Source organism: Maribacter litopenaei (assembly GCF_025244665.1).
GTDB classification, from domain to species: domain Bacteria; phylum Bacteroidota; class Bacteroidia; order Flavobacteriales; family Flavobacteriaceae; genus Maribacter; species Maribacter litopenaei.
Window position 1 is genome coordinate 140,822 of the sequence record NZ_CP104205.1, and the last position, 19,775, is coordinate 160,596.

Below are 19,775 nucleotides of genomic sequence, written 5' to 3' on the forward strand. Positions count from 1 at the left end.
TTTCATTCCACCGTAAATGTTTCACATACCGAAACCGGAAGGTTTTCTTCGGTGAGGCCCTCTATCCTTATTTCAAATATTCCAGGCACGTCCGAAGTGAAAAAATTGAAATCGGCTTCATTTTTATGTATGTGCTTATGAGGTAGCCAAAGCAATTGTATACGGTCGTCAGGTAAACGGGAATCGGTTTTACCATTGTCATAGCGCTGCACAAAGTAGTTCTTCCTGGCCTCTGGTTTGAAAATTTCCACTATCGAGGAATCATTGGCATTTTGAAAGCTTGTATATCCATTGCCGTTCTTGGTATTTATGATCAAGGCACCTTGAAATTGTTCCGGCCCAATTATAAATTCATGCCGTAATACCTTTATTTCCTCTATATTTCGGGCATCATACTTCAATAGGGCATCGTGGTCGGTAATGATTTGTCCGTCCATGAGTATCAATGGCAAATTTCCGGAAGGTGACGCATAATCGTATCCTTTTACCCTTATTAGATATTGATCTTTGGCAATACGTTCCGTTGAAACATCCTTAATGATTTCAAGTAGGGTTTCACTGACTGTTTTGAACCGGGTGTAGTCGTCCAATAAATAGGTGGTCTTCTCCTTACGGTCAAAAATTTGTTTCGTGTCCAAAGTTTTTGCTGAATCCGGTCGAAATTGGAAATAGGAATTCTCTATCTGATTGTGAATACTTCGCTGGAGTATTTCCTCCCTAAACTCCGGTAATAGGGGATTTGGGGTGAATTCCAACTCGGAATATTCCAACGGGGATGGCTCTTTTAGACCGATTTTGTAATCTTCGGGATTTTTACCCAAAACCTGAAAAACAAGTTGATTTCCGCTATAAGATGAATCGACGTTAAAATAAAATTCCCCGTTTGTATCTAGTCCTTGCCACATAAAAATAATAGTCCTCTCCTGGAATGGAAACAGCAACCTTTAAATCACCTATTGAGCTACCTTCTTTTAAGGCCTCGACCCTTCCCTGAAAAAGTTCACCCCTAAGTTCGGGCAGATAAACGTCATGATTCCCAATGGCGTATTCTTTACGGTTTTCTGAGCCAGTGCCAATCTCCTTAAAATCTGAAAAGGAGGGTTGTGCTGGCGGCAAAACACCATCTATTTTTCGAACCGATACACTATAATTTCCGTACATCTTCTCTTTCATTTCGGAGTTTAAGGAGAAGGATACCTTTTCCCTTTTCCCAAAATATTGCTTATTCAACGAAATTTGGAATGAGTTTGATAAAATAGAGCTATTCGTTTCGTTTGATACATAGACTCCTTGAGATTCTTCCCCAAATTTTAGTAGAGAGTCTTTTTTGATCGTCGAACTAGGTTGTAATTGACCGAGGTCCTCCCTATAAGGGTTTACAATCGTGACATCCGCCTGAAAAAAATCCGAAATTGGTCCGTTCCGCATCCAATTCGTAAAAGCCACAAGTTTATAGACCCCCGAAGGTACCGCTGTCGGGATAAAAAAATCAGCACCGCCCCGACCATGTTCGAGTATAATCTTTTGCCGAAAAACAACCTCCCCGGATTTCCCCACCAATTCAACATAGGCGACCTTGCTTAAATCACTAAAACCCAAGGATCCGGAATCTATGCAATAGACCTGATAATACAAATATTCACCGGTAAGCAAAAAAGAGGCATTGTAGTGAACAAAAACCCTTTCTTTGGGCAGCATCGATACCCCTTCCGTTTGCTCCTTCTTTTCCATAACCTTCTGGGCCTGTACCAAACTGGAGGACATTGACAGAAAAACCGGAAAAAACAATAGTCGTTTCAAAATATAAATAGTTATTCGATCCAAAAATCGGGTACTTTGTTGCTGCCCAATACAGTACAATCACCGCAAGGTCTTGAGGTCATCCTATAACCTCCCGCAAAATCATAGTAAACTTGAGTTTCCGATAAAACGGCATCCTTTAGATTTTCGCCGTCTATAGTCGCAAGTCGGCATTCCTGATAATAGGGAGGCAAATCCTCCCCAGGGAAAAAGTCTTCATAATCAAAGAATATCCTTTTTTCATCCACGGCGGCGACTTCAAAGAAACCGGCTACATTTTCATTTTCATTCTCCAGGGAAACAATGTTCCCGGCCAAAAATCCGGGCTGATCCTCAGAAAAGATATTGGTGGAGGATTGGGTAAGTCCCTTTAATTTCTCATAAAAGGAATAGGCTTCGGGGGACTGGACAAATTGTTTGACCAGGATACTATAGCGGTGGGAAAGGATATAATTGTCCCGGCTTATAAAGTGAATGGGATACTTGCTCAACCTATCCTGGCTAAAGCTTGTGGTGTTGGCTACATTGATTATTCTGGATTGTCCGCTACCATAGCAAATACGTTCTTCACGCTCCCGCAAAATGATATTGAAGTCCGGACCCGTGGACAATTGTATGACAAAGACAACATCTTCGGGACTCCAAAGTGGGGCTATGATCTTGTACGTTTCCTCAAATTCATACCTATAAAACACGGATTCTCCCGAGGCATCGAACGTATCTACAAAAATGCCCATTCCATCCTGACCATTGTCATTGACCATACGTTCGGCATAAAGTTCGTCGATAGTAGTTTCGGAAACGGGCAATTGCATGGTCTCCGATAGGTAGGATCCGCCATTGGCAGTGATGATCGCCAAAGTGTATTTTTCACCTATCTCAGCGGCAAAAGGAGTACTCGATAAATACTCGCCGGGATTTACTTCATCAAAAGATATGGGGCCATTTTCCGTTTCTATTTGTACAATAGCCGCTTCCTCGGGAACGGGTCCATCTTCCTCAAAACGATAGGATCGCGCCAAACGGATCGACTGCCTTTTCATTTCATTGGTAATAACAGCGTTGACTACCAGTACATCGTCAAAACCTTCCACATCGCCTTGATAGGGTTCGGTACAATTCCATAAAACGGTCAAAAACACCAGGGTCATAAGGACCTTGGCGACTTTTTCTATTTGTATGGAATATGGCATCTTGTCCAATGTTTAAAATTTAAAATTATAGGTAATCGAGGGAATGGGAATTGCAAAAATCGAGCTTTGCAATGCCTTTATGTCCCCGTCCTGGGAAACAAAAAACACCGAATACGGATTGTTTCTGCCTAACACATTATATACTGAAATTGTCCAAAAACTGTGGGCAAACTTTTTGATCTTATGGTTTCCTTCGATATTAAATCCAAGATCCAAACGGTAATAATCCGGAATACGAAACTGGTTCCTATCACTGTAAAGGACAAACTCGTTACCCCCGAATTCATAGTTCCCGACCGGGAACGTCACCGGTCTACCGGTTCGGTAAATAAAGTTTCCGGAAAAACTGAATCTTCTCGTCAACTTATAATTCAACACCAAACTGAAATCATGAGGCTTATCGAAATTCGAAGGGAAAAATTCTCCATCATTGACACGCTCCTGGGGAAAGTCGCTGTCCAGCTTAAAAAAGACCTTGAATATGTATAGCCCAGCCAGCCGTTCAGATTTCCGTCATTTTTACGGACCAACAGTTCCAATCCATACGCTTTGCCTTGACCTTGTAAAACCTTGGTCTCAATATTGGGGTTCAAAAGCAATTGCGCGCCCGTTTTAAAATCAACTATGTTGTTCTGTACCTTATAAAAACCTTCAAGACTTAATTCATAATTTGCACTGTTACTATATAGTCCCGGAGCGAATTGGTTTGCCCTCTGTGGCTTGATGTTGCGATCGGAAAGTTTCCAGGTATCTATAGGGGAAACAGTGGTATTATTTGAGAGGGTATGGATAAATTGATAGGCATTGTTGAAGCTGGCCTTGATAGATAAACTATCGCTTACTAAATATCTAGCCGAAATTCGAAGTTCGGGACCTCCATACGTTTCGAAAATTTCAAAATTGCCGAAAGTCTTCGTATCGGCGACACTCGTTTCGGATTTAGGGATGTCATTAAGGTACTCCCTTTGAATCGAAGGGCCCATGGCACCGTAAAACGAGTATCGTAGGCCCAAATCCAGTTGTAGGTCCTCCGTAACCTTGAGGTCGTTTGAAATAAAAACTGCCGCTTCCAGTCCCTGCTCCTTGGCTACTTCCAAAGGTTGAATTATATCATTGGGGCCTCTTGGGCGTATTTCGCCTGGACGCACGGAATACAATTTCCCTGAAATCCCATATCCTAGGGTGTGCTCGCTATTCAAAGATGACCGAAACTGCGCCTTGACTTCGGTTTCGTCGATTTGAAAACCTTGCTTGAAATTAGCGTTTAAACTGCCATCGAAGTCAATATTGAACCTATATTGACTGTTATGTAGCATCAGACTGGCCGAACTTTTGGGGCCCAAGGTGCGGTTCCAACGTGTTGAAAACAATCTATTGCTATAACTGAACAACGAGTCGGATGTGATACTGAACCTATCCTTACTATAATAGGCAGTAGATTGTATTTCGTTGCGATCATTGATTTGATGGTCATATTTGGCAATGATATCGTAGAAGGATGCTTGGCTATTGCCAAGGTTTTCCTCGTCCAAGGCCTTTAAGACCCAGTCGGAATACGTGCCGCGACCACCCACCAATAGTCCCGATTTATCTTCTTTTACCGGAATTTCGAAGACCGCACTGGTAGTAACCGGACCGAGGGATGCCTCTCCCTTGAATTGTCCTGTACTTGGGTTTTTGGAACTGATTTCAAAAACGGAGGATAATCTGCCACCGAACTCAGCAGGGATACTTCCTTTATGTACGACAAGGTCATTGATTGCAATAGGATTTATAGCTTGGAAAAAACCGAAGAAATGAGATGGGTTGTAAACCACCGCATCGTCCAAGAGAATTAGGTTTTGATCGGTTTTGCCTCCCCTCACATTGAATCCTGCGGAGCCCTCACCAGCGGTGGTAATACCCGGTAAGGTGGTCGCTATTTTAAGTACATCCCGCTCTCCCAGTACCAAGGGGACATTTTTTGAGGTCTCCGAACCGATTCCGGTGGTGCCGGTCGATGTATCTTCAATATTTCGGATAACATCGGCCTGGACGGTCACCTCGTCCAATTGTTCCAAGCTCTCGTTTAGGCTTAGGTCCAATTGCCCATCGTTATACAGGATGATATTTCTTTTGGTCGTCTCGATACCCATAGCACTGGTCTCCAGTAAATGTACACCCGGTGGAAGCCTTAAGGTATAAAAACCTGATTCATCCGTGCTGACCCCTATATTGAGGGATCTTACTATGAGTGTAAGATCGGGAATCGCTTCACCAGTCATGACATTGGTGACCTGACCGGATATAGTTAAAAGTTCCTTGGTTTCGTTTGGCCTTTCCTTACCTATGCTAATAGTCTCAAGAATTTCATCCGTGCTGTTTTTTTCCTTGGCAAGGAGTGTTGGTCCGGGTATTCGGTCTTTAATTACCGTACTATCTTCAATGGACTTTTTTTCCACTAAAAAGCCTTCTCGGAGGCTGTCGTAGATACTATTGTTTTTGGTAAGTATGATCCTATTGTCCCAGGAAATAAAAAAATTGATATCCGTACCTTTGAAGATATCATCCAATATCATCTCAACGGATTGATTACTATAAGTTTTGTCCAGGACTTGGAAATCCAACCATTCTTCAGGGTAGTAAAATTGGAAATTGCTCATTGATTCAATCTCGGTCAAAACTTCTTCTATGGAACGGTTCCCTATCTCCATTGAAATTCTTTCCTCATTTTCCTGGGATAGTAAAACGGAAGAAAATACTAGGGATATGAATAGGGCTAGCCTCATTGATTTTCTCGGGCGGCTTTTGACATTTCTTGAAACAATTCTTTGAGAACCGTCAACACATAAATGTCCTGATTCGATTTTTTCAACTCTTTATGAAGACGACAACTAATGGAAATGGATTTGCTGTATTCGGGAAAAATTTTATTCATCCCTTTGACCTTGTCTAATGGAAAATAATGCCCCTTATATTTTATAAGATAGAAATGTTTAGGGACAAATTCATAATAGATGCGCTGCTCATCGGTACGTTTGAATAATTTCTTTGTATTTTTCTTATACAGGCCAAGCGAATCGTTTTCAAGCAAAATTTCAAAGAAACCGAATAGTTCATCACCCCTTGAAGAAACAGCTTCAATAAATTCGAATGCATCTTTTCCTATTTTAAAGTTGGCCACCTCTTTTGTGTCAAATACCATTATTGGTTCACTTGACAAGGACTCATTTCTTATTAAAAGCTGGTCATTATAAACATCGTATCTTAATGAAATATCATAATATGTTTGATCTGAGTAGGTCACGGAACCCGTTTGAAAATCTGACTCTTTATAGAATTGGTTCTGTTCGTTTATTACACGAAATTCATTGCTGTAAGCTGTGCCTTTGAAAATACCTGTATTCGTCTGACCTATGACGTCATCGAACCAACGACGCGAAAAATCAACCTGGTTTGATTGACTTAATAAGACAAACGGTTCTAAAAAAATGGATAATAAAATTATAAGGCGAACACTCATTAAATTAGTCTTGAAAAGTTTCAAGTTTACCATTAAGGTTAGCATTAAACATCATGTGCCATATACGCTTGGCTCATAGGTGACTTTCGAAATGAAAAAGGATTTTAAGCTTGGGAAAAGGTAATTTCCTTTAATTAATTCCATAATGCCTCAACTTCATATTCCTAAAGATAAAGAATAAACTTACATTATTTGGGATTGAAATTTAAATGGATATACAGCTTTGGCCTTAAATGGCCATTCCCTGTTTTCCTATTAGTAAGGCCAAATAGGTAAACTAATAAAATAGGCTTTGCAAAAACACCTCGCAAGTCGTCCAAACCTTCAATTCCAATCTTTCCATTGCTGGCATGCTATGCCGGTCCGAATTAATCTCCCTACCAAATTCGATTGTTCGATTGTCTCGGTCAGCCGGAAAGTAGAGATAGCGCTGTAAGGCCATTAGTCTTTCCTTTCCCTTGCCACAAAATCATCATAAACAGATTTTAACAGGATTTTAAAGAATCACATTAAACGTAATAAAACCATATAAAACAGAACTTGGCCCCAAATGGTTTATATATTCTTATTTTATATAGGTGTAATTTTTAAAATTACAGGGTCATAAAATCATGTTGTCAAAATTCATCCGTGAAACGGATAGCAAGTTATGTTTTGCGGGTCCTAAAACTGTCTACTTCTTCGAAGTGCTATTTGTTTACTGTTTTTGTGGATAGGGAAAAGAAGTTCTTAATTACTTTTAATAGAATAAAAATTCTGATTAAATCAAAAACATATATCCAACTCTAAATCTGGATTTGGTAATTGATTATCTCCTAAAAAATAAGATAAGGACTTCTATAAGAATTCAGTTAGATATTTGATTCTAAGATCCCGTGATTTTGGCGTTAATATCGTCCAATATTTTTTCTGAGACACTTTTGCCGTAATGTTTTTCTGTAACTTGGACGCTTGAATGCCCAAGACCGGATGATATTTTGCGAATGTCAATGCCCATATCCAATCCAATATTTGTCCATGTATCCCTGAGTGTATAAGTTGTAATTTTCTTTTTTATTCCTGCCAATTTTCCAATTCTCTTTGCATATTTATTAAATGTCTTGACCTTCCCATTATTTACTAAATGCAATCTTTCAGGAGAAGTGCCATTTGGAATTATCGGAAATAGGTATTCGTCATCTTTTTGACCGTTTAGGTAATGCCCGATTATTTTAAGGGACTCTTTGTTTTGAAGAACACTAAAATAATCTCCTTCATAATGAGTTTTCTTTCGGAAATATTTAATACGGTTATCTTTGAATTGAAAGCGCTTTAATATGGCCATATCAAAATGGTTCATCCCCATGTTGTTAAACATGAATAATAAGAAATTACGTGTGTCCCAAATAGGAGTGTGAGCTTCCAATCTTAATTTTCGGATAGCACTAATATCATCTAAACTTAATGGGTCGGGAGCGTTTTCATGACTTTGTTTTTTTATACTTGACAAAGGTTTATGTTCCCTTAAATCTAGATAAGTTTTTCCAGCATCGTTCATGATGGCCTGTAAGCTTCTCAAATGTATAGCCGGTGTATTCTTTGATTTATATCTGTTGCTCATGTAAGCCTTAAAATCTTTTAAAAAGGCATAGTCCATGGCTTTGATTTCCATGTCTAGACTTTTATACTTTTCAAGTACTACTAATTTACCATCCTTTATTTCAAAAAGTGTTTTAATCAAGATTCTATCATCTTCTCTTTTTAGGCTCTTACGGAATTTAATCAAGGCTTTTAGTGCATCTTCGTAGGAACTTGCTGTGGAAAAACGTTCTTCGAGCCGAAGACGATTTAGATAAACAGTTCCGTGATTAAGTATGGAATGCGATGGAGATTTTTTAAAGAATAATTGTTCAATTTCCGATTTTAATTTTTTTATTTCCCAATTTCTAATTTCTCCTGAATGCTCATCTATCCATAAATCAACATCTGAATAAATCTTTCTTGTGCGCTTAGTATGTCTTGTAGCGTTGATTATTCCGGTAATTTTTCCCGTTGAAAAATCATACTGATTCTCTTTTAAATGTAAATTAAAGGGTATATCACGCGTTTTACTGGCGTGCCCAACGCGCAATACCAGTGGAAATTTTTTATCTTTTGTTTTGTGATCTGCCCGTTTATCAAAGGTTATCTTGATTGTTGCCATATTTTAGTATTTAAAAAAGTGGCGTGCTTTTGGCGTGCTTTTTTTAATTTTAGATGGTTTATTTTGATTTTAAATATACATAAAAACCCCATAAAATGGGCCTTTAGAAACATATTAAATCAAATGAGTACAATATTGAACCGACTGTTAATCAGAGGTCCTTGGTTCGAGCCCAAGAGGGGGAGCAAAAGAGAAGCCTTGTCGATAATGACAAGGTTTTTTTATTTCCAAAAGTTTCAGGGTGGGAAGTTTCCCTGAGTATTTCGACTTCTTTCAATATCGAATTTTCGAGGAGGCCAAGAGTGGGGCCAAAAATCAATTTTACAAACCTGATTTTAATTAGTATGCCATATCCATTATGGATGTTCCCTGACTAGGTACAGTCACAAAATAGGAAAGATTTATACCAAACTTCTCTTTATAGGCTTTTGAAGCCTTTTCAACAAATTCCTCAATACCGTCTTCATGAATAAGGTTTAAGGTACAACCACCAAAACCACCGCCCATCATTCTTGCTCCTAATACAGAGGGATCATTTTCTGCAATCTCCACCGGAAAATCCAGTTCGGGCAACTCACTGCATACTTTTTACGAAGCCCATCATGTGTTTGTGCCATTAGCTTGCCGAATTTTTCCAATTTCCTTGCTTTTAAGGCTTTCACTGCATCTTGTACCCGCTGTATTTCCTCTATGACATACGAACATCGGTTGTACAATAGAGCGCCTAATTCGTTCCTGGATTTGTCGAGCATTTGTGGTGTAACATTTCGGAAAGATTTTTCAATTCCAAATCTTTTGGATAGAATTTCCGAGACCATCCTCGCACTGTGCTCTGCGAATATTGTATTCTCCGGTGGACAGGTTATGGGAAACATTGGTGTTTAGCAGTAATAACTTATATGGGTCTATTTTGGTGGGGATGTATTCAAAATCTAATGAACGGCAATCCAATAGCATGGTATGCCCTTTTTTCCCCATCACAGAGGAAAACTTATCCATAATACCACATTTTGTCCCCACAAAATTATGTTCTGCACGTTGCCCCAATTTCACCAATTCCCATTTGTCAAATCCCAAATCGAACAGCTCGTTAAGTCCGAAGGACAGCCCACATTCCAAGGCTGCAGACGAACTTACCCCCGATCCTACCGGGATTTGACTTTCCATGTGGCAATCGAATCCTCTCAGTTTTGGGCTTAATTTCTGTATTTCGTAAAGTACTCCCAATACATAGTTATGCCATCCTTCTGTGCCTTTTTCAAGTTTATTTAGATTTGCCACCAATATACTGTCAAACCCTTGGCTTTTAATTGTACAACGGCTTTCATGGCCATTCACCGAAAACACCATATAGATACACTTATCTATGGCAGCGGGTAACACAAAACCATCATTATAATCAATATGTTCTCCAATAAGGTTGATTCTGCCAGGAGAGGCAACTTTTATTTTCTTCATTAAGCTTGTCCATTATTTAATAGATGTTCAACTATTTAATAGGCACGGGTCGCTAATGCCATAAGTATCAAATCTATTTAAAGTAGTTGAATTTAATGATGAATAGTTTGACAAATGATGTTTCTTGACTAAGAATCACAAACCAAATGGATGTCCTACGTTGACTAATCACCAAATAGGAAGTTGCTTAATCCCTATTGTTTTTTGCATAACTTTAAGGATGTTAAAAACATGAATTGATTTTAAAATAATTCCGGTTTGAAAATAATAGTTGGTGTGATTGAATTGTTTTTTTCTAAAAAAGGGAAGGGACTGGCCTATTTGGTTGGGCTATGGCTTATGTATTCCTGTAATACGGCATCGGAAAAAATAGATTTTAGTACACAGATAAAACCAATATTGAACACTAAGTGCATAACGTGTCATGGAGGGGTCAAAAAAAATGGCGGTTTTAGTCTATTGTTTCAGGATGAGGCTTTCGCTAAGACAGAGTCGGGAAAGCCTGCCATAATTCCCGGGGATGCATCGGGTAGTGAATTCATAAAAAGGTTGAAGGAAGATGATCCGGAATTAAGAATGCCGTATGAGAAGCCTCAACTTTCCGATGAGGAAATCCAGCTTCTTTCCGATTGGATCGATCAAGGAGCGCAATGGGGCCAACATTGGGCATATACATTGCCGGATAAGGTGCCCGTACCTACGATAGAACAAAAAGCCAGTATTATCGATGAGGGCGGAAATAATTTTCTACAAAATGAGATAGACAACTTTGTGCTGGCTCGATTGGAAAATGAAGGTATTTCACCCAATGCTTTGGCGGATAAAAACATCATTATACGGAGATTGGCCTTTGATTTAACGGGCCTACCACCAAAAGAAAGCTTGTATTCTGATTTTATGGAAGGGAAACTGAGTTATGAAAATGTAGTGGACACTCTATTGACCCGTAAAACCTTCGGTGAAAAATGGGCCAGTTGGTGGTTAGATCTGGCAAGATATGCGGATACCAAAGGCTATGAAAAGGATAATGGAAGGAACATGTGGCGCTATAGGGATTGGGTCATAGATGCCTTTAACAAGGATATGCATTATGACCAATTTACCATAGAGCAATTGGCGGGAGATCTTCTGCCCAATCCTTCGGTCGACCAATTAATAGCTACGGCCTTCCACAGAAATACCATGAACAACGATGAAGGGGGTACCGAAGATGAGGAGTTCCGTGTAGCTGCGGTTATGGATCGGGTAAATACGACTTATTCCGTATGGCAAAGCACGACCATGGAATGTGTACAATGCCATAGCCACCCTTATGACCCCTTTAAATTTGAGGAATATTATAAAAGCTTGGCCTTCTTCAATAATACCAGGGACGAGGATACGCCGGATGAAAGCCCCAATATCCGCTTTTTTGATGAAGACCAGCTAAAAAGAAGAAACGAGGTTGTTTCGTGGATCAGCAAATATGGTTCCCAAGATATGGCTCAGTCCTATGCCAATTTTTTACTATTCAAGGAACCCAAATATTTGGCGCATAATGCCCAAAATTTTATGAATGGTGAACTTGCTGATACCAAATATTTGGCACTTTGGAAAGATGGCTCCTGTGAGTTAAAAAACATTCATACAAAAGATGCATCCTTTATGTTTATGGAATACAGTGCCCCTCTCAATGGTACTGTAATGACCATAAAGCAAGATAATGACGAGGGCCAAATATTGGCCCAATTTAAAATTGATAAAACCGAGGGTAGAATTATTCGAAGAATACCTTTCAAGAAAATAGATAGGCCAGTCGATTTATATTTTGAAGCGAAAAACGATAATATTAAGGAACAAGTTTCCACAAGTTTCATCACTTGGTTTGCATTTTTGGAAGATATTCCCGGAGCAAATGAGGTGGGTTATGATATTATAAACCAAACCTTTTTAAATCTGTTGAATTCAAAAACGGACAAACTTCCAATTTTGGTGGAGAACAACAGGGAAATGTCACGGGCTACGCGAATATTTGAACGAGGAAGTTGGTTGTCCCTGAGTGATACCGTTAGTCCCAATACTCCAAAGTCCCTTAACCCATTTAAGGAGGAATGGCCTGAGAACCGTTTGGGACTGTCCAAATGGTTGGTGAGTAAAAAAACCCGTTAACGGCAAGAACCTTGGTCAACAGGGTATGGCATCAGATTTTTGGAAGGGGGATTGTGGCTTCCTTGGAAGATATGGGCACCCAGTCCGACCCGCCGAGCCATCCCGCCTTATTGGATTGGTTGTCGTTACGTTTTATGAACGAACAGGAGTGGAGCATGAAGTCGCTCATCAAGGAAATTGTAATGTCGGGAACCTATAGACAGAGTTCAACAGCAACACCCGAACTTTATCAAAAAGATCCACATAATGAACTGTATGCCCGTGGACCTACGATTGCGTTTATCGGCAGAACAAATACGAGACCAAGCATTGGCCATCTCCGGATTGTTAAGCGATAAGATGTATGGCCCGGGCGTTATGCCTCCGCAACCGGATGGCGTTTGGCAGTCCGTATACAGCAATGAATCATGGGTGGAGAGCACTGGAGAGGACAAATACAGACGGGCCATTTATACCTATCTCAAAAGAACTAGTCCGTACCCATCCTTTATCACTTTTGATGCCGGGAGTAGGGAGGTCTGTACCATTCGACGTACCGTTACCAATACACCTTTGCAGGCTTTGGTGACCTTGAACGATCCTGTGTATCCGGAGGCCGCCTATGAATTCTCGAAAATCATGGATGTAGAAGACGTTGAAAAAGGTATTTCCTTGGGATATGAAAAAGCCACTTTGTCAGCTATAGATTCAGAAAAATTGGAAATTCTCAAAAACTTGTACGATGAGGCGATGAATGAATTTCAATCGGGTATGGAGATGGATTTTATCGGGTTAAAGCAAAAGCCCACACAAAAAATGGCAGCCTTAACGGTCGTGGCCAACGCCATAATGAATTTGGACGAATTTTTAACCAAGGCGTAATCGGAACGAATTAAAAGTACCATGAAGAATAATGTAGATAGGCTTATTCACGAAAAGATCCAAAGGGAGCTAGAGGCTAAGACCGAGACGACATTTTATCAAACAATGTGCGACAGGAATGGGGGGTCTTGCCCTAGGTTCTATTTTCCTGGGATGCGATCCTTTACATCAACCGAAAAAACAATCGAAACTCACCTCCGGTTTTACCGAGCGTGATTTGAATCCTTTGGCGACATTGCCCGCTCCATTTTCACCCAGTGTTAAGAATGTGATTTATCTGCACATGGCCGGGGCGCCTTCCCAATTGGAGATGTTCGACTATAAACCGGAACTAGCCGGACTTAACAATCAGGAATGTCCACAATCCCTTCGGAAGGAAAGAAATTTGCCTTTATACGCGGGGTTCCAAAATTACTGGATGCACAGGCAACCTTTAAACAAGAAGGAGAATCCGGGAATTGGGTGTCCGATAATTTGCCCCATTTTAAAAAGGTGGTTGACGAAGTTGCTTTTTTGAAGGCCGTACACACTGATCAATTCAACCATGATCCGGCACAGCTGTTCATGCATACCGGGAGTCCGAGATTGGGCCGTCCTAGTATCGGTTCTTGGGTGACCTATGGTCTCGGTTCCGAAAATCAAAATCTTCCTGGTTTTGTCGTACTTACTTCAGGGGGGAAAGCCCCAAGTGCGGGGAAGAGTGTTTGGGGTAGCGGTTTTTTGCCATCGGTATATCAAGGAGTACAGTGTCGATCAAAAGGTGATCCTGTACTCTATATTGAAGATCCGGACGGGATTTCGCGCGATTTAAAAAGGAATACCATTAAAGCCATCAACGAAATCAACAAGAAGGAATATGCTAAATATGCCGATCCAGTAAATTTTGGCAAGGATAAATCAGTATGAAATGGCCTATAGGATGCAGATTGCCGTGCCGGAGGTAATGAACATCAACAATGAACCGGAATATATTAAGGAGATGTATGGTGTGGAGCCTGGCAAGGAGTCCTTTGCGAACAATTGTCTTTTGGCCGAAAGTTGGTGGAGGACGGCGTACGTTTTGTGCAATTGTTTGACTGGGGATGGGATGCCCATGGTACCGATCCTAGTACCGCAGTCGACTTAGGATTAAAGAATAAATGTAGGGAGATCGATAGACCTATGACTGCCTTGTTGTTGGATTTAAAGCAACGAGGGCTTCTAGAGGACACACTCGTTGTTTGGGGTGGTGAGTTCGGCCGAACGCCTATGCAGGAAAATAGGGAAGGCAAAACTATGGGCTTTAAAGGCAGAGACCATCATGGGGATGCCTTTACCATGTGGATGGCCGGTGGTGGAATCAAGAAGGGAGCATCCCATGGACAAACAGATGAAATTGGTTTTTCAGGAATAGATGGAAGGGTGTCGGTACACGATGTCCACGCCACTATTTTGCATTTGTTGGGCTTTGACCATGAGCAGTTTACTTTTGATTTTCAAGGGAGGCCCTTTCGGTTAACGGATGTTGAAGGAGAAGTAATCCATCAAATTCTTGCTTGATTTTTTTAGACTCTTAAATAGAGAACCAATGATTTTTCAGCCTTATAGAGTACTGTCGTTTTTATTTTTTATGATCCTAGTCATGAAAGGACATGGACAAGAAAAGACCGTTCTATTCTTTCAGACAGACTGGGGAAGAACTATCTCCATGGATGCATTTTGTGAAAAAACAAAAGCCGCCGGTTATGATGGGATCGAGGTTTGGCTTCCATCCGCTGCGGAAGATCAAATTGCGTTACGAGAGGCATTGGAAAAGCACGACCTTAAAATTGGATTCTTAAACGGGACCAATAAATCTTTGCCTTTTGAGGAAAGCTTAAAAGCGTATAAGGAACATTTAAGGAAATTGACTTTATGGTCTCCAGTATATATCAATTGCCATACGGGCAGCGATTTTTTCTCCTTTGAACAGAATAAGGCTTTTATAGATATCACCAATAAAATTGCAGCTGAGACTAAAATTCCCATTTACCATGAAACCCACCGAGGTCGATTTAGTTATAATCTGCCGGACACAAAAGCGTATCTGTCAAAAATCCCGGAGTTAAGATTAAATTTGGACATAAGCCATTGGATGGTGGTGCATGAATCTTTATTGGAGGGTCACGACGAAGAGCTAAAGGAGGTGATATCGCGCACGGGCCACCTACACGCCAGGGTGGGTCATGCCGAAGGACCTCAGGTAAATGACCCTGAAGCCCCGAATGGAAAAATGCCGTGGACAGGCATCTTGCTATTTGGGAAGAGGTGATTAGAAATCATTGGAAAACGAACGATACATTTACCCTTACAACGGAGTTTGATCCCGCTACCTATATGCCAACATTGCCTCATACCAGGGTGCCCGTGGCAGACCAGTGGAAGGCGAATCTGTATATGATGAAAATTATTAAGGAGCGGTTGGGGCTTCAGTAAAGAATAGTCATGGATATTCTCAAACAACTTTTAGGAAGGTTACATCCGCTTATTGTGCACTTGCCCATAGGTTTCATCATTTTGGGACTTCTCCTGCAAGTATATTTTAGGCGACGAAAGGCATTTAAGGAGGTTATAGGTAAAGTGTATCTGTGGGCAGGTTACTCGGCCATTCTCGCTTGCCTAACAGGATATCTTCAATATCCGGGTGAAGGCTATGCCTATGATTCGGTCAAATTACACCTTTGATCCGGGATTGTAACGGCATTTTTTTGTTTTATACTTTGGGCTAGGTTGGGTGGTATCTCAGAAAAAAAGGTATTCCCTAAAATTCCCATGGTGGTTTTGTCGATTTTTATGTTCATACTGATTTCCTTTACGGGTCATCAGGGAGGGAATATTACCCATGGAGAGGACTACTTAGTAGAACCTTTGCCCAATAGGGTGAAGGTAGCCTTGGGCTATGAAGTTTTTGAGGAGAAGGAAATTGTGCTTTCAGAAGATGATTGGCAAAATGCGGTTCTTTATACGGAATTGGTAGAACCCATTCTCAACAATAATTGTGTCAGTTGTCACAACCCCAAAAAGGCTAAAGGCGATTTACTTTTGAATACTAGGGAGGGCATAGAGACCAGCGGGGAAAACGCACCCGTGGTAATGGCGAATCATCCAGCTGAAAGTGACCTTTTTAAACGAATGGAACTACCAAGGGAGGATGATAATCATATGCCGCCTGATGGAAAAAAGCAGCCCTCCAAAGAAGAGATAGCCTTAATAGGGGTATGGATAGAAAATGGTATGTCCTTTGACAAAACTATTGGGGAAATGGGTTTAGAGAAATCGCTATTTGCTTCCTTTTTTCCTAAAACTATAGAAACGGATTATCCCGATAAAGATGTTCGGCCGCCGCGCAGGACAGTATCGCAAAGGTCAAAGAGATCGGACTTCATGTGGAGCCTATTAGCGAAGCTACCAACTATTTAAGGGTATCCGCACTTAATTTACCCAGTTTTGATGATACATATTTTGAACATCTTCTACCTATAAGAGAACAAATTGCCGTACTGGACTTAGGAGGCACCCAAATATCGGATGCCATTTTCAACAACCTTTCCTCCCTTCCAAACCTTACGGTGTTGAAAATGGACAATACCATAATTACGGGAGACCAAATTGAGCTGCTGACTTCTTTGGAACATCTTAAAAGTATCAACGTATCCCATAGCGGATTCGATGATGGTAATTTGAGCAAATTACAGGAATTCAAAAGCCTAAAAAAGGTGTATTTGTTCAACCCGTAAAAGGACAAAAGTGGTTCACATTCCCTTGGTGACGGAAATATAGTTTTAGAGTATGGAAATTATAATTTGCCTGTTATCGCTTCGGATAGTATAGTGTATTGAAATCAAAGGTTTTTGTTGATATGGTTTATCTTAATTTTTATTTGCGAATCTGTTATTAGTATAGGCATAAACCTAATCTGTCATTTCTTATCGAAGTATTATTTGGGATCCCAACAACAGTTCAATAATTTATGCTAACTTTTACAGCCCTTTATAGGAAAGCAGGAAAAATGTTAGACATACTATGGTGAAAACCAACTTTATTACAGATACCTTTTTATTACATAATACATTTGCGGAGGAACTTTACCACAATTATGCGGCATCCATGCCCATCATCGATTACCATTGTCACCTTCCTCCAGCAGAGATCGCCAAGGATCACCAGTTTGAAAACTTGACCAAAATCTGGATTGATGGAGATCATTATAAGTGGAGGGCCATGCGTACGTTTGGTATCGACGAAAAATACATTACGGGAATCGCACCGGATCGAGAGAAGTTTCAGAAGTGGGCCCAAACGGTTCCCTATACACTCAGAAATCCACTATATCATTGGACACATTTAGAGTTGAAGCGGTATTTTGGTATCGATGACCTTCTAAACGAAGGAAGTGCCAACGAGATTTATGACGAGGTCACCAATAAATTACACAGACCGGAATTTAGTTGCCAAAATCTGATAAAGAATATGAATGTGGAGGTGGTATGTACGACGGAAGACCCTATCGACAGTTTGCACCATCATGCAAAACTGGCCAAGAGTGATTTTTCGGTTAAGGTGAGCACGGCGTTTCGTCCGGATAAGTCCATCTTGATTGGAAAAAATGAGTATCTCGGATTATTTGGAAAAATTGTCCGAAGTAAGTGGGGTTACCATAGATTCTTTTAAGTCACTATGCGATGCCCTTTCCCTACGATTGGATTATTTTGAGACAAACGGATGTACCTTATCAGATCATGGTTTAAGCTATCTTCCTTTTAGGGCATTTACGGATCAGGAAGTTGAAGGAATTTTCCAAAAAAGAAGGGAGGGTAAGTCCCTGGCTATTGAAGATGAAGAGAAATTCCGAGACCGCTTTATTGTTGTTCTTATGTGAACAATATCATAGGCGTAATTGGGTTCAACAGTTTCATCTCGGGGCCTTACGTAATAACAACTCGCGAATGAACCGTTTATTGGGCCCGGACACAGGTTGGGATTCCATTGGGGATTATAAGCAAGCTGAAAGTCTTTCAGGGTTCTTGAATACCTTGGATGAGCGAGATACCCTTGCGAAAACTATTTTATACAATCTCAATCCCTCTGATAACGAGGTGCTGGCGACCATGATCGGGAACTTCAATGATGGCCGTGTCAAAGGGAAAATGCAATTCGGTTCCGGGTGGTGGTTCTTGGACCAAAAAGATGGAATGACCAAACAGTTGAACGCGCTTTCCAATATGGGATTGATCAGTTGTTTTATAGGAATGCTCACAGATTCCGAAGTTTTTTGTCCTATCCCGGACATGAATATTTTAGAAGAGTGCTTTGCAACCTTTTTGGCCAGGAAATGCAAAACGGCGAAATTCCCCAGGATTTGGGATTGGTAGGAGGCATTGTTCAGGATATCTGTTACAGGAACGCCAAGGAATATTTCAATTTTTAAAAAATAAAGAAGTACATACAGCAATGAAACATCCAAGACGGGACTTAGGATACACAGCGGAATGATTATTAGGATGTTACTTGTGACCGTTGCAAAACAATAAAAATAAACAGATGAAAAGAGTTGTCACTTTTGGTGAAATTATGTTGAGGTTGTCACCTCCGGGTTTTTTAAGGTTCTCACAGGCCAATGAGTTCGATGTGGTCTATGGGGGAGGGGAGTCCAACGTGGCCGTCTCCTTGGCCAATTATGGGGTTCCGGTAGATTTTGTAACTCGTCTTCCCAAAAATGATATCGGGGAATGTGCCTTGATGGAAATGAGAAAGAGAGGGGTGGGAACGGATAAAATCGTTTACGGTGGTGACCGATTGGGAATCTATTTTTTGGAGACCGGGGCGGTAAGCCGTGGGAGTAAGGTAATCTATGACAGGGCGCATTCTGCCATTGCAGAGATCAAACCAGGGATGATTAATTGGGATAGCGTTTTTGAAGGTGTGGGATGGTTCCATTGGATCGGGATAACCCCGGCCATTTCCCAGGGTGCGGCCGATGTTTGTTTGGAAGCCGTGAAGGCCGCGGACAAAAAGGGTATCACCATTTCTACGGACCTTAATTACAGGGCCAAACTCCGGAATTACGGAGGCGATAGGGAAAAGATCATGACAGAATTGACTTCTTATTGCGATATTATTTTGGGCAATGAAGAAGATGCCGAAAAGCATTTTGGAATCCATCCGGAAGGTCCGGATGTCCATAAGGATGGGCAGGAGGTAAAAGCGGAGGCCTTTCTTTCTGTCTGCAAACAGATGATGGAAAAATTTCCAAAAGCGAAAAAAGTAATTACAACCCTGCGAGGATCCATATCGGCCTCGCACAACACTTGGGCGGGTGTCCTTTGGGATGGTAGTACCATGTATGAGACTAGGCAGTATCAGATTACGGATATTGTCGATAGAGTAGGTGGCGGAGATTCCTTTATGGGCGGACTTATCTATGGATTAATGAAGTATGATGGAGACGACCGGACCGCATTGGACTTTGCCGTTGCAGCTTCCTGTTTGAAACATACGATCAAAGGTGACGCTAACCTTGTCACCGTATCCGAAGTAGAAAAGCTCATGGGAGGTGATGCCTGCGGGAGGGTGGCGAGATAATTTTAGAATACCAATAATAATCATTAACAAC

19 protein-coding genes and 2 pseudogenes are annotated in these 19,775 nt (G+C 40.9%); 12 read left to right on the top strand and 9 right to left on the bottom strand.

What is annotated here, in order from left to right; genetic code table 11:
• Positions 1 to 2 precede the first annotated feature (2 nt).
• The 9 genes from NYZ99_RS00785 to NYZ99_RS20880 form a co-directional block, all read right to left on the bottom strand.
• Positions 3 to 905: a hypothetical protein gene (locus NYZ99_RS00785; protein WP_260573058.1), complete on the bottom strand. Its 903-nt coding sequence runs from the start codon at positions 903 to 905 to the stop codon at positions 3 to 5.
• Entirely contained in the window at positions 865 to 1,752 is an 888-nt protein-coding gene (locus tag NYZ99_RS00790; RefSeq protein ID WP_260573060.1) for a hypothetical protein, read from the bottom strand. The genes NYZ99_RS00785 and NYZ99_RS00790 overlap by 41 nt, the downstream gene beginning before the upstream one ends.
• A 59-nt stretch (positions 1,753 to 1,811) precedes the next feature.
• Positions 1,812 to 2,993: a DUF4249 domain-containing protein gene (locus tag NYZ99_RS00795; protein WP_260573061.1), complete on the bottom strand. Its 1,182-nt coding sequence runs from the start codon at positions 2,991 to 2,993 to the stop codon at positions 1,812 to 1,814.
• A 12-nt stretch (positions 2,994 to 3,005) separates the two neighbouring features.
• Positions 3,006 to 3,302 (bottom strand): hypothetical protein, encoded by a 297-nt coding sequence (locus NYZ99_RS20870; protein WP_338039204.1) that lies wholly within the window; start codon positions 3,300 to 3,302, stop codon positions 3,006 to 3,008.
• A gap of 62 nt (positions 3,303 to 3,364) precedes the next feature.
• A complete protein-coding gene (locus NYZ99_RS00800) occupies positions 3,365 to 5,761 on the bottom strand; it encodes a TonB-dependent receptor (protein ID WP_338039205.1) in 2,397 nt (798 codons plus the stop codon).
• Positions 5,758 to 6,519 (bottom strand): hypothetical protein, encoded by a 762-nt coding sequence (locus NYZ99_RS00805; protein ID WP_260573062.1) that lies wholly within the window; start codon positions 6,517 to 6,519, stop codon positions 5,758 to 5,760. Before NYZ99_RS00805 ends, NYZ99_RS00800 begins: the two co-directional genes overlap by 4 nt.
• An 841-nt stretch (positions 6,520 to 7,360) precedes the next feature.
• Positions 7,361 to 8,677, bottom strand: a complete 1,317-nt coding sequence (locus NYZ99_RS00810; protein ID WP_260573063.1) for a tyrosine-type recombinase/integrase — start codon at positions 8,675 to 8,677, stop codon at positions 7,361 to 7,363.
• Between the two features lie 339 nt (positions 8,678 to 9,016).
• Positions 9,017 to 9,250, bottom strand: coding sequence for a hypothetical protein (locus NYZ99_RS20875; protein ID WP_338039206.1), 234 nt, complete (start codon positions 9,248 to 9,250; stop codon positions 9,017 to 9,019).
• A gap of 207 nt (positions 9,251 to 9,457) precedes the next feature.
• A complete protein-coding gene (locus NYZ99_RS20880) occupies positions 9,458 to 10,135 on the bottom strand; it encodes a galactokinase (RefSeq protein ID WP_338039207.1) in 678 nt (225 codons plus the stop codon).
• Between the two features lie 258 nt (positions 10,136 to 10,393).
• Between NYZ99_RS20880 and NYZ99_RS00820 the strand changes: the two genes are divergently transcribed.
• From NYZ99_RS00820 to NYZ99_RS00875, 12 genes and pseudogenes are all read left to right on the top strand, one after another.
• On the top strand, positions 10,394 to 12,283 hold the full coding sequence (locus NYZ99_RS00820) for a DUF1549 domain-containing protein (RefSeq protein WP_260573064.1): 1,890 nt from the start codon (positions 10,394 to 10,396) through the stop codon (positions 12,281 to 12,283).
• Positions 12,284 to 12,294: 11 nt separating this feature from the next.
• Positions 12,295 to 12,621, top strand: coding sequence for a DUF1553 domain-containing protein (locus NYZ99_RS00825; RefSeq protein WP_260573065.1), 327 nt, complete (start codon positions 12,295 to 12,297; stop codon positions 12,619 to 12,621).
• The gene (locus NYZ99_RS00830) at positions 12,539 to 13,144 is read left to right on the top strand and encodes a DUF1553 domain-containing protein (protein ID WP_260573066.1); all 606 of its coding nucleotides are present in this window, start codon (positions 12,539 to 12,541) and stop codon (positions 13,142 to 13,144) included. The genes NYZ99_RS00825 and NYZ99_RS00830 overlap by 83 nt, the downstream gene beginning before the upstream one ends.
• Before the next feature lie 354 nt (positions 13,145 to 13,498).
• Positions 13,499 to 14,050, top strand: a complete 552-nt coding sequence (locus NYZ99_RS00835) for a DUF1501 domain-containing protein (protein WP_260573068.1) — start codon at positions 13,499 to 13,501, stop codon at positions 14,048 to 14,050.
• A 37-nt stretch (positions 14,051 to 14,087) separates the two neighbouring features.
• Positions 14,088 to 14,683: pseudogene (locus tag NYZ99_RS00840) on the top strand (DUF1501 domain-containing protein).
• Between the two features lie 28 nt (positions 14,684 to 14,711).
• Positions 14,712 to 15,434 carry a sugar phosphate isomerase/epimerase family protein gene (locus NYZ99_RS00845; protein ID WP_260573069.1) on the top strand — a complete coding sequence of 241 codons (723 nt, stop codon included), beginning with the start codon at positions 14,712 to 14,714 and terminating at the stop codon, positions 15,432 to 15,434.
• Positions 15,401 to 15,598, top strand: a complete 198-nt coding sequence (locus tag NYZ99_RS00850; RefSeq protein WP_260573070.1) for a hypothetical protein — start codon at positions 15,401 to 15,403, stop codon at positions 15,596 to 15,598. Before NYZ99_RS00845 ends, NYZ99_RS00850 begins: the two co-directional genes overlap by 34 nt.
• Before the next feature lie 9 nt (positions 15,599 to 15,607).
• Positions 15,608 to 15,847 (top strand): DUF2231 domain-containing protein, encoded by a 240-nt coding sequence (locus NYZ99_RS00855; protein WP_260573071.1) that lies wholly within the window; start codon positions 15,608 to 15,610, stop codon positions 15,845 to 15,847.
• Positions 15,848 to 15,934: 87 nt separating this feature from the next.
• Positions 15,935 to 16,582 (top strand): c-type cytochrome domain-containing protein, encoded by a 648-nt coding sequence (locus tag NYZ99_RS00860; protein WP_260573073.1) that lies wholly within the window; start codon positions 15,935 to 15,937, stop codon positions 16,580 to 16,582.
• The gene (locus NYZ99_RS00865) at positions 16,549 to 16,899 is read left to right on the top strand and encodes a hypothetical protein (protein ID WP_260573074.1); all 351 of its coding nucleotides are present in this window, start codon (positions 16,549 to 16,551) and stop codon (positions 16,897 to 16,899) included. Before NYZ99_RS00860 ends, NYZ99_RS00865 begins: the two co-directional genes overlap by 34 nt.
• A 286-nt stretch (positions 16,900 to 17,185) precedes the next feature.
• Positions 17,186 to 18,590, top strand: a pseudogene (gene uxaC, locus NYZ99_RS00870) (glucuronate isomerase).
• Between the two features lie 113 nt (positions 18,591 to 18,703).
• On the top strand, positions 18,704 to 19,744 hold the full coding sequence (locus tag NYZ99_RS00875; protein WP_260573075.1) for a sugar kinase: 1,041 nt from the start codon (positions 18,704 to 18,706) through the stop codon (positions 19,742 to 19,744).
• The last annotated feature ends 31 nt before the right edge of the window (positions 19,745 to 19,775 follow it).

Excerpts from the sequence above, each read along its gene's own strand:
- NYZ99_RS00785 (WP_260573058.1), bottom strand. The coding sequence starts at position 905 with ATGTGGCAAGGACTAGATACAAACGGGGAATTTTATTTTAACGTCGAT.
- NYZ99_RS00795 (WP_260573061.1), bottom strand. The coding sequence starts at position 2,993 with ATGCCATATTCCATACAAATAGAAAAAGTCGCCAAGGTCCTTATGACC.
- NYZ99_RS00800 (WP_338039205.1), bottom strand. The coding sequence starts at position 5,761 with ATGAGGCTAGCCCTATTCATATCCCTAGTATTTTCTTCCGTTTTACTA.
- NYZ99_RS00810 (WP_260573063.1), bottom strand. The coding sequence starts at position 8,677 with ATGGCAACAATCAAGATAACCTTTGATAAACGGGCAGATCACAAAACA.
- NYZ99_RS20880 (WP_338039207.1), bottom strand. The coding sequence starts at position 10,135 with ATGAAGAAAATAAAAGTTGCCTCTCCTGGCAGAATCAACCTTATTGGA.
- NYZ99_RS00830 (WP_260573066.1), top strand. The coding sequence starts at position 12,539 with ATGCCCGTGGACCTACGATTGCGTTTATCGGCAGAACAAATACGAGAC.
- NYZ99_RS00835 (WP_260573068.1), top strand. The coding sequence starts at position 13,499 with ATGTCCACAATCCCTTCGGAAGGAAAGAAATTTGCCTTTATACGCGGG.
- NYZ99_RS00845 (WP_260573069.1), top strand. The coding sequence starts at position 14,712 with ATGATTTTTCAGCCTTATAGAGTACTGTCGTTTTTATTTTTTATGATC.
- NYZ99_RS00855 (WP_260573071.1), top strand. The coding sequence starts at position 15,608 with ATGGATATTCTCAAACAACTTTTAGGAAGGTTACATCCGCTTATTGTG.
- NYZ99_RS00860 (WP_260573073.1), top strand. The coding sequence starts at position 15,935 with ATGGTGGTTTTGTCGATTTTTATGTTCATACTGATTTCCTTTACGGGT.
- NYZ99_RS00875 (WP_260573075.1), top strand. The coding sequence starts at position 18,704 with ATGAAAAGAGTTGTCACTTTTGGTGAAATTATGTTGAGGTTGTCACCT.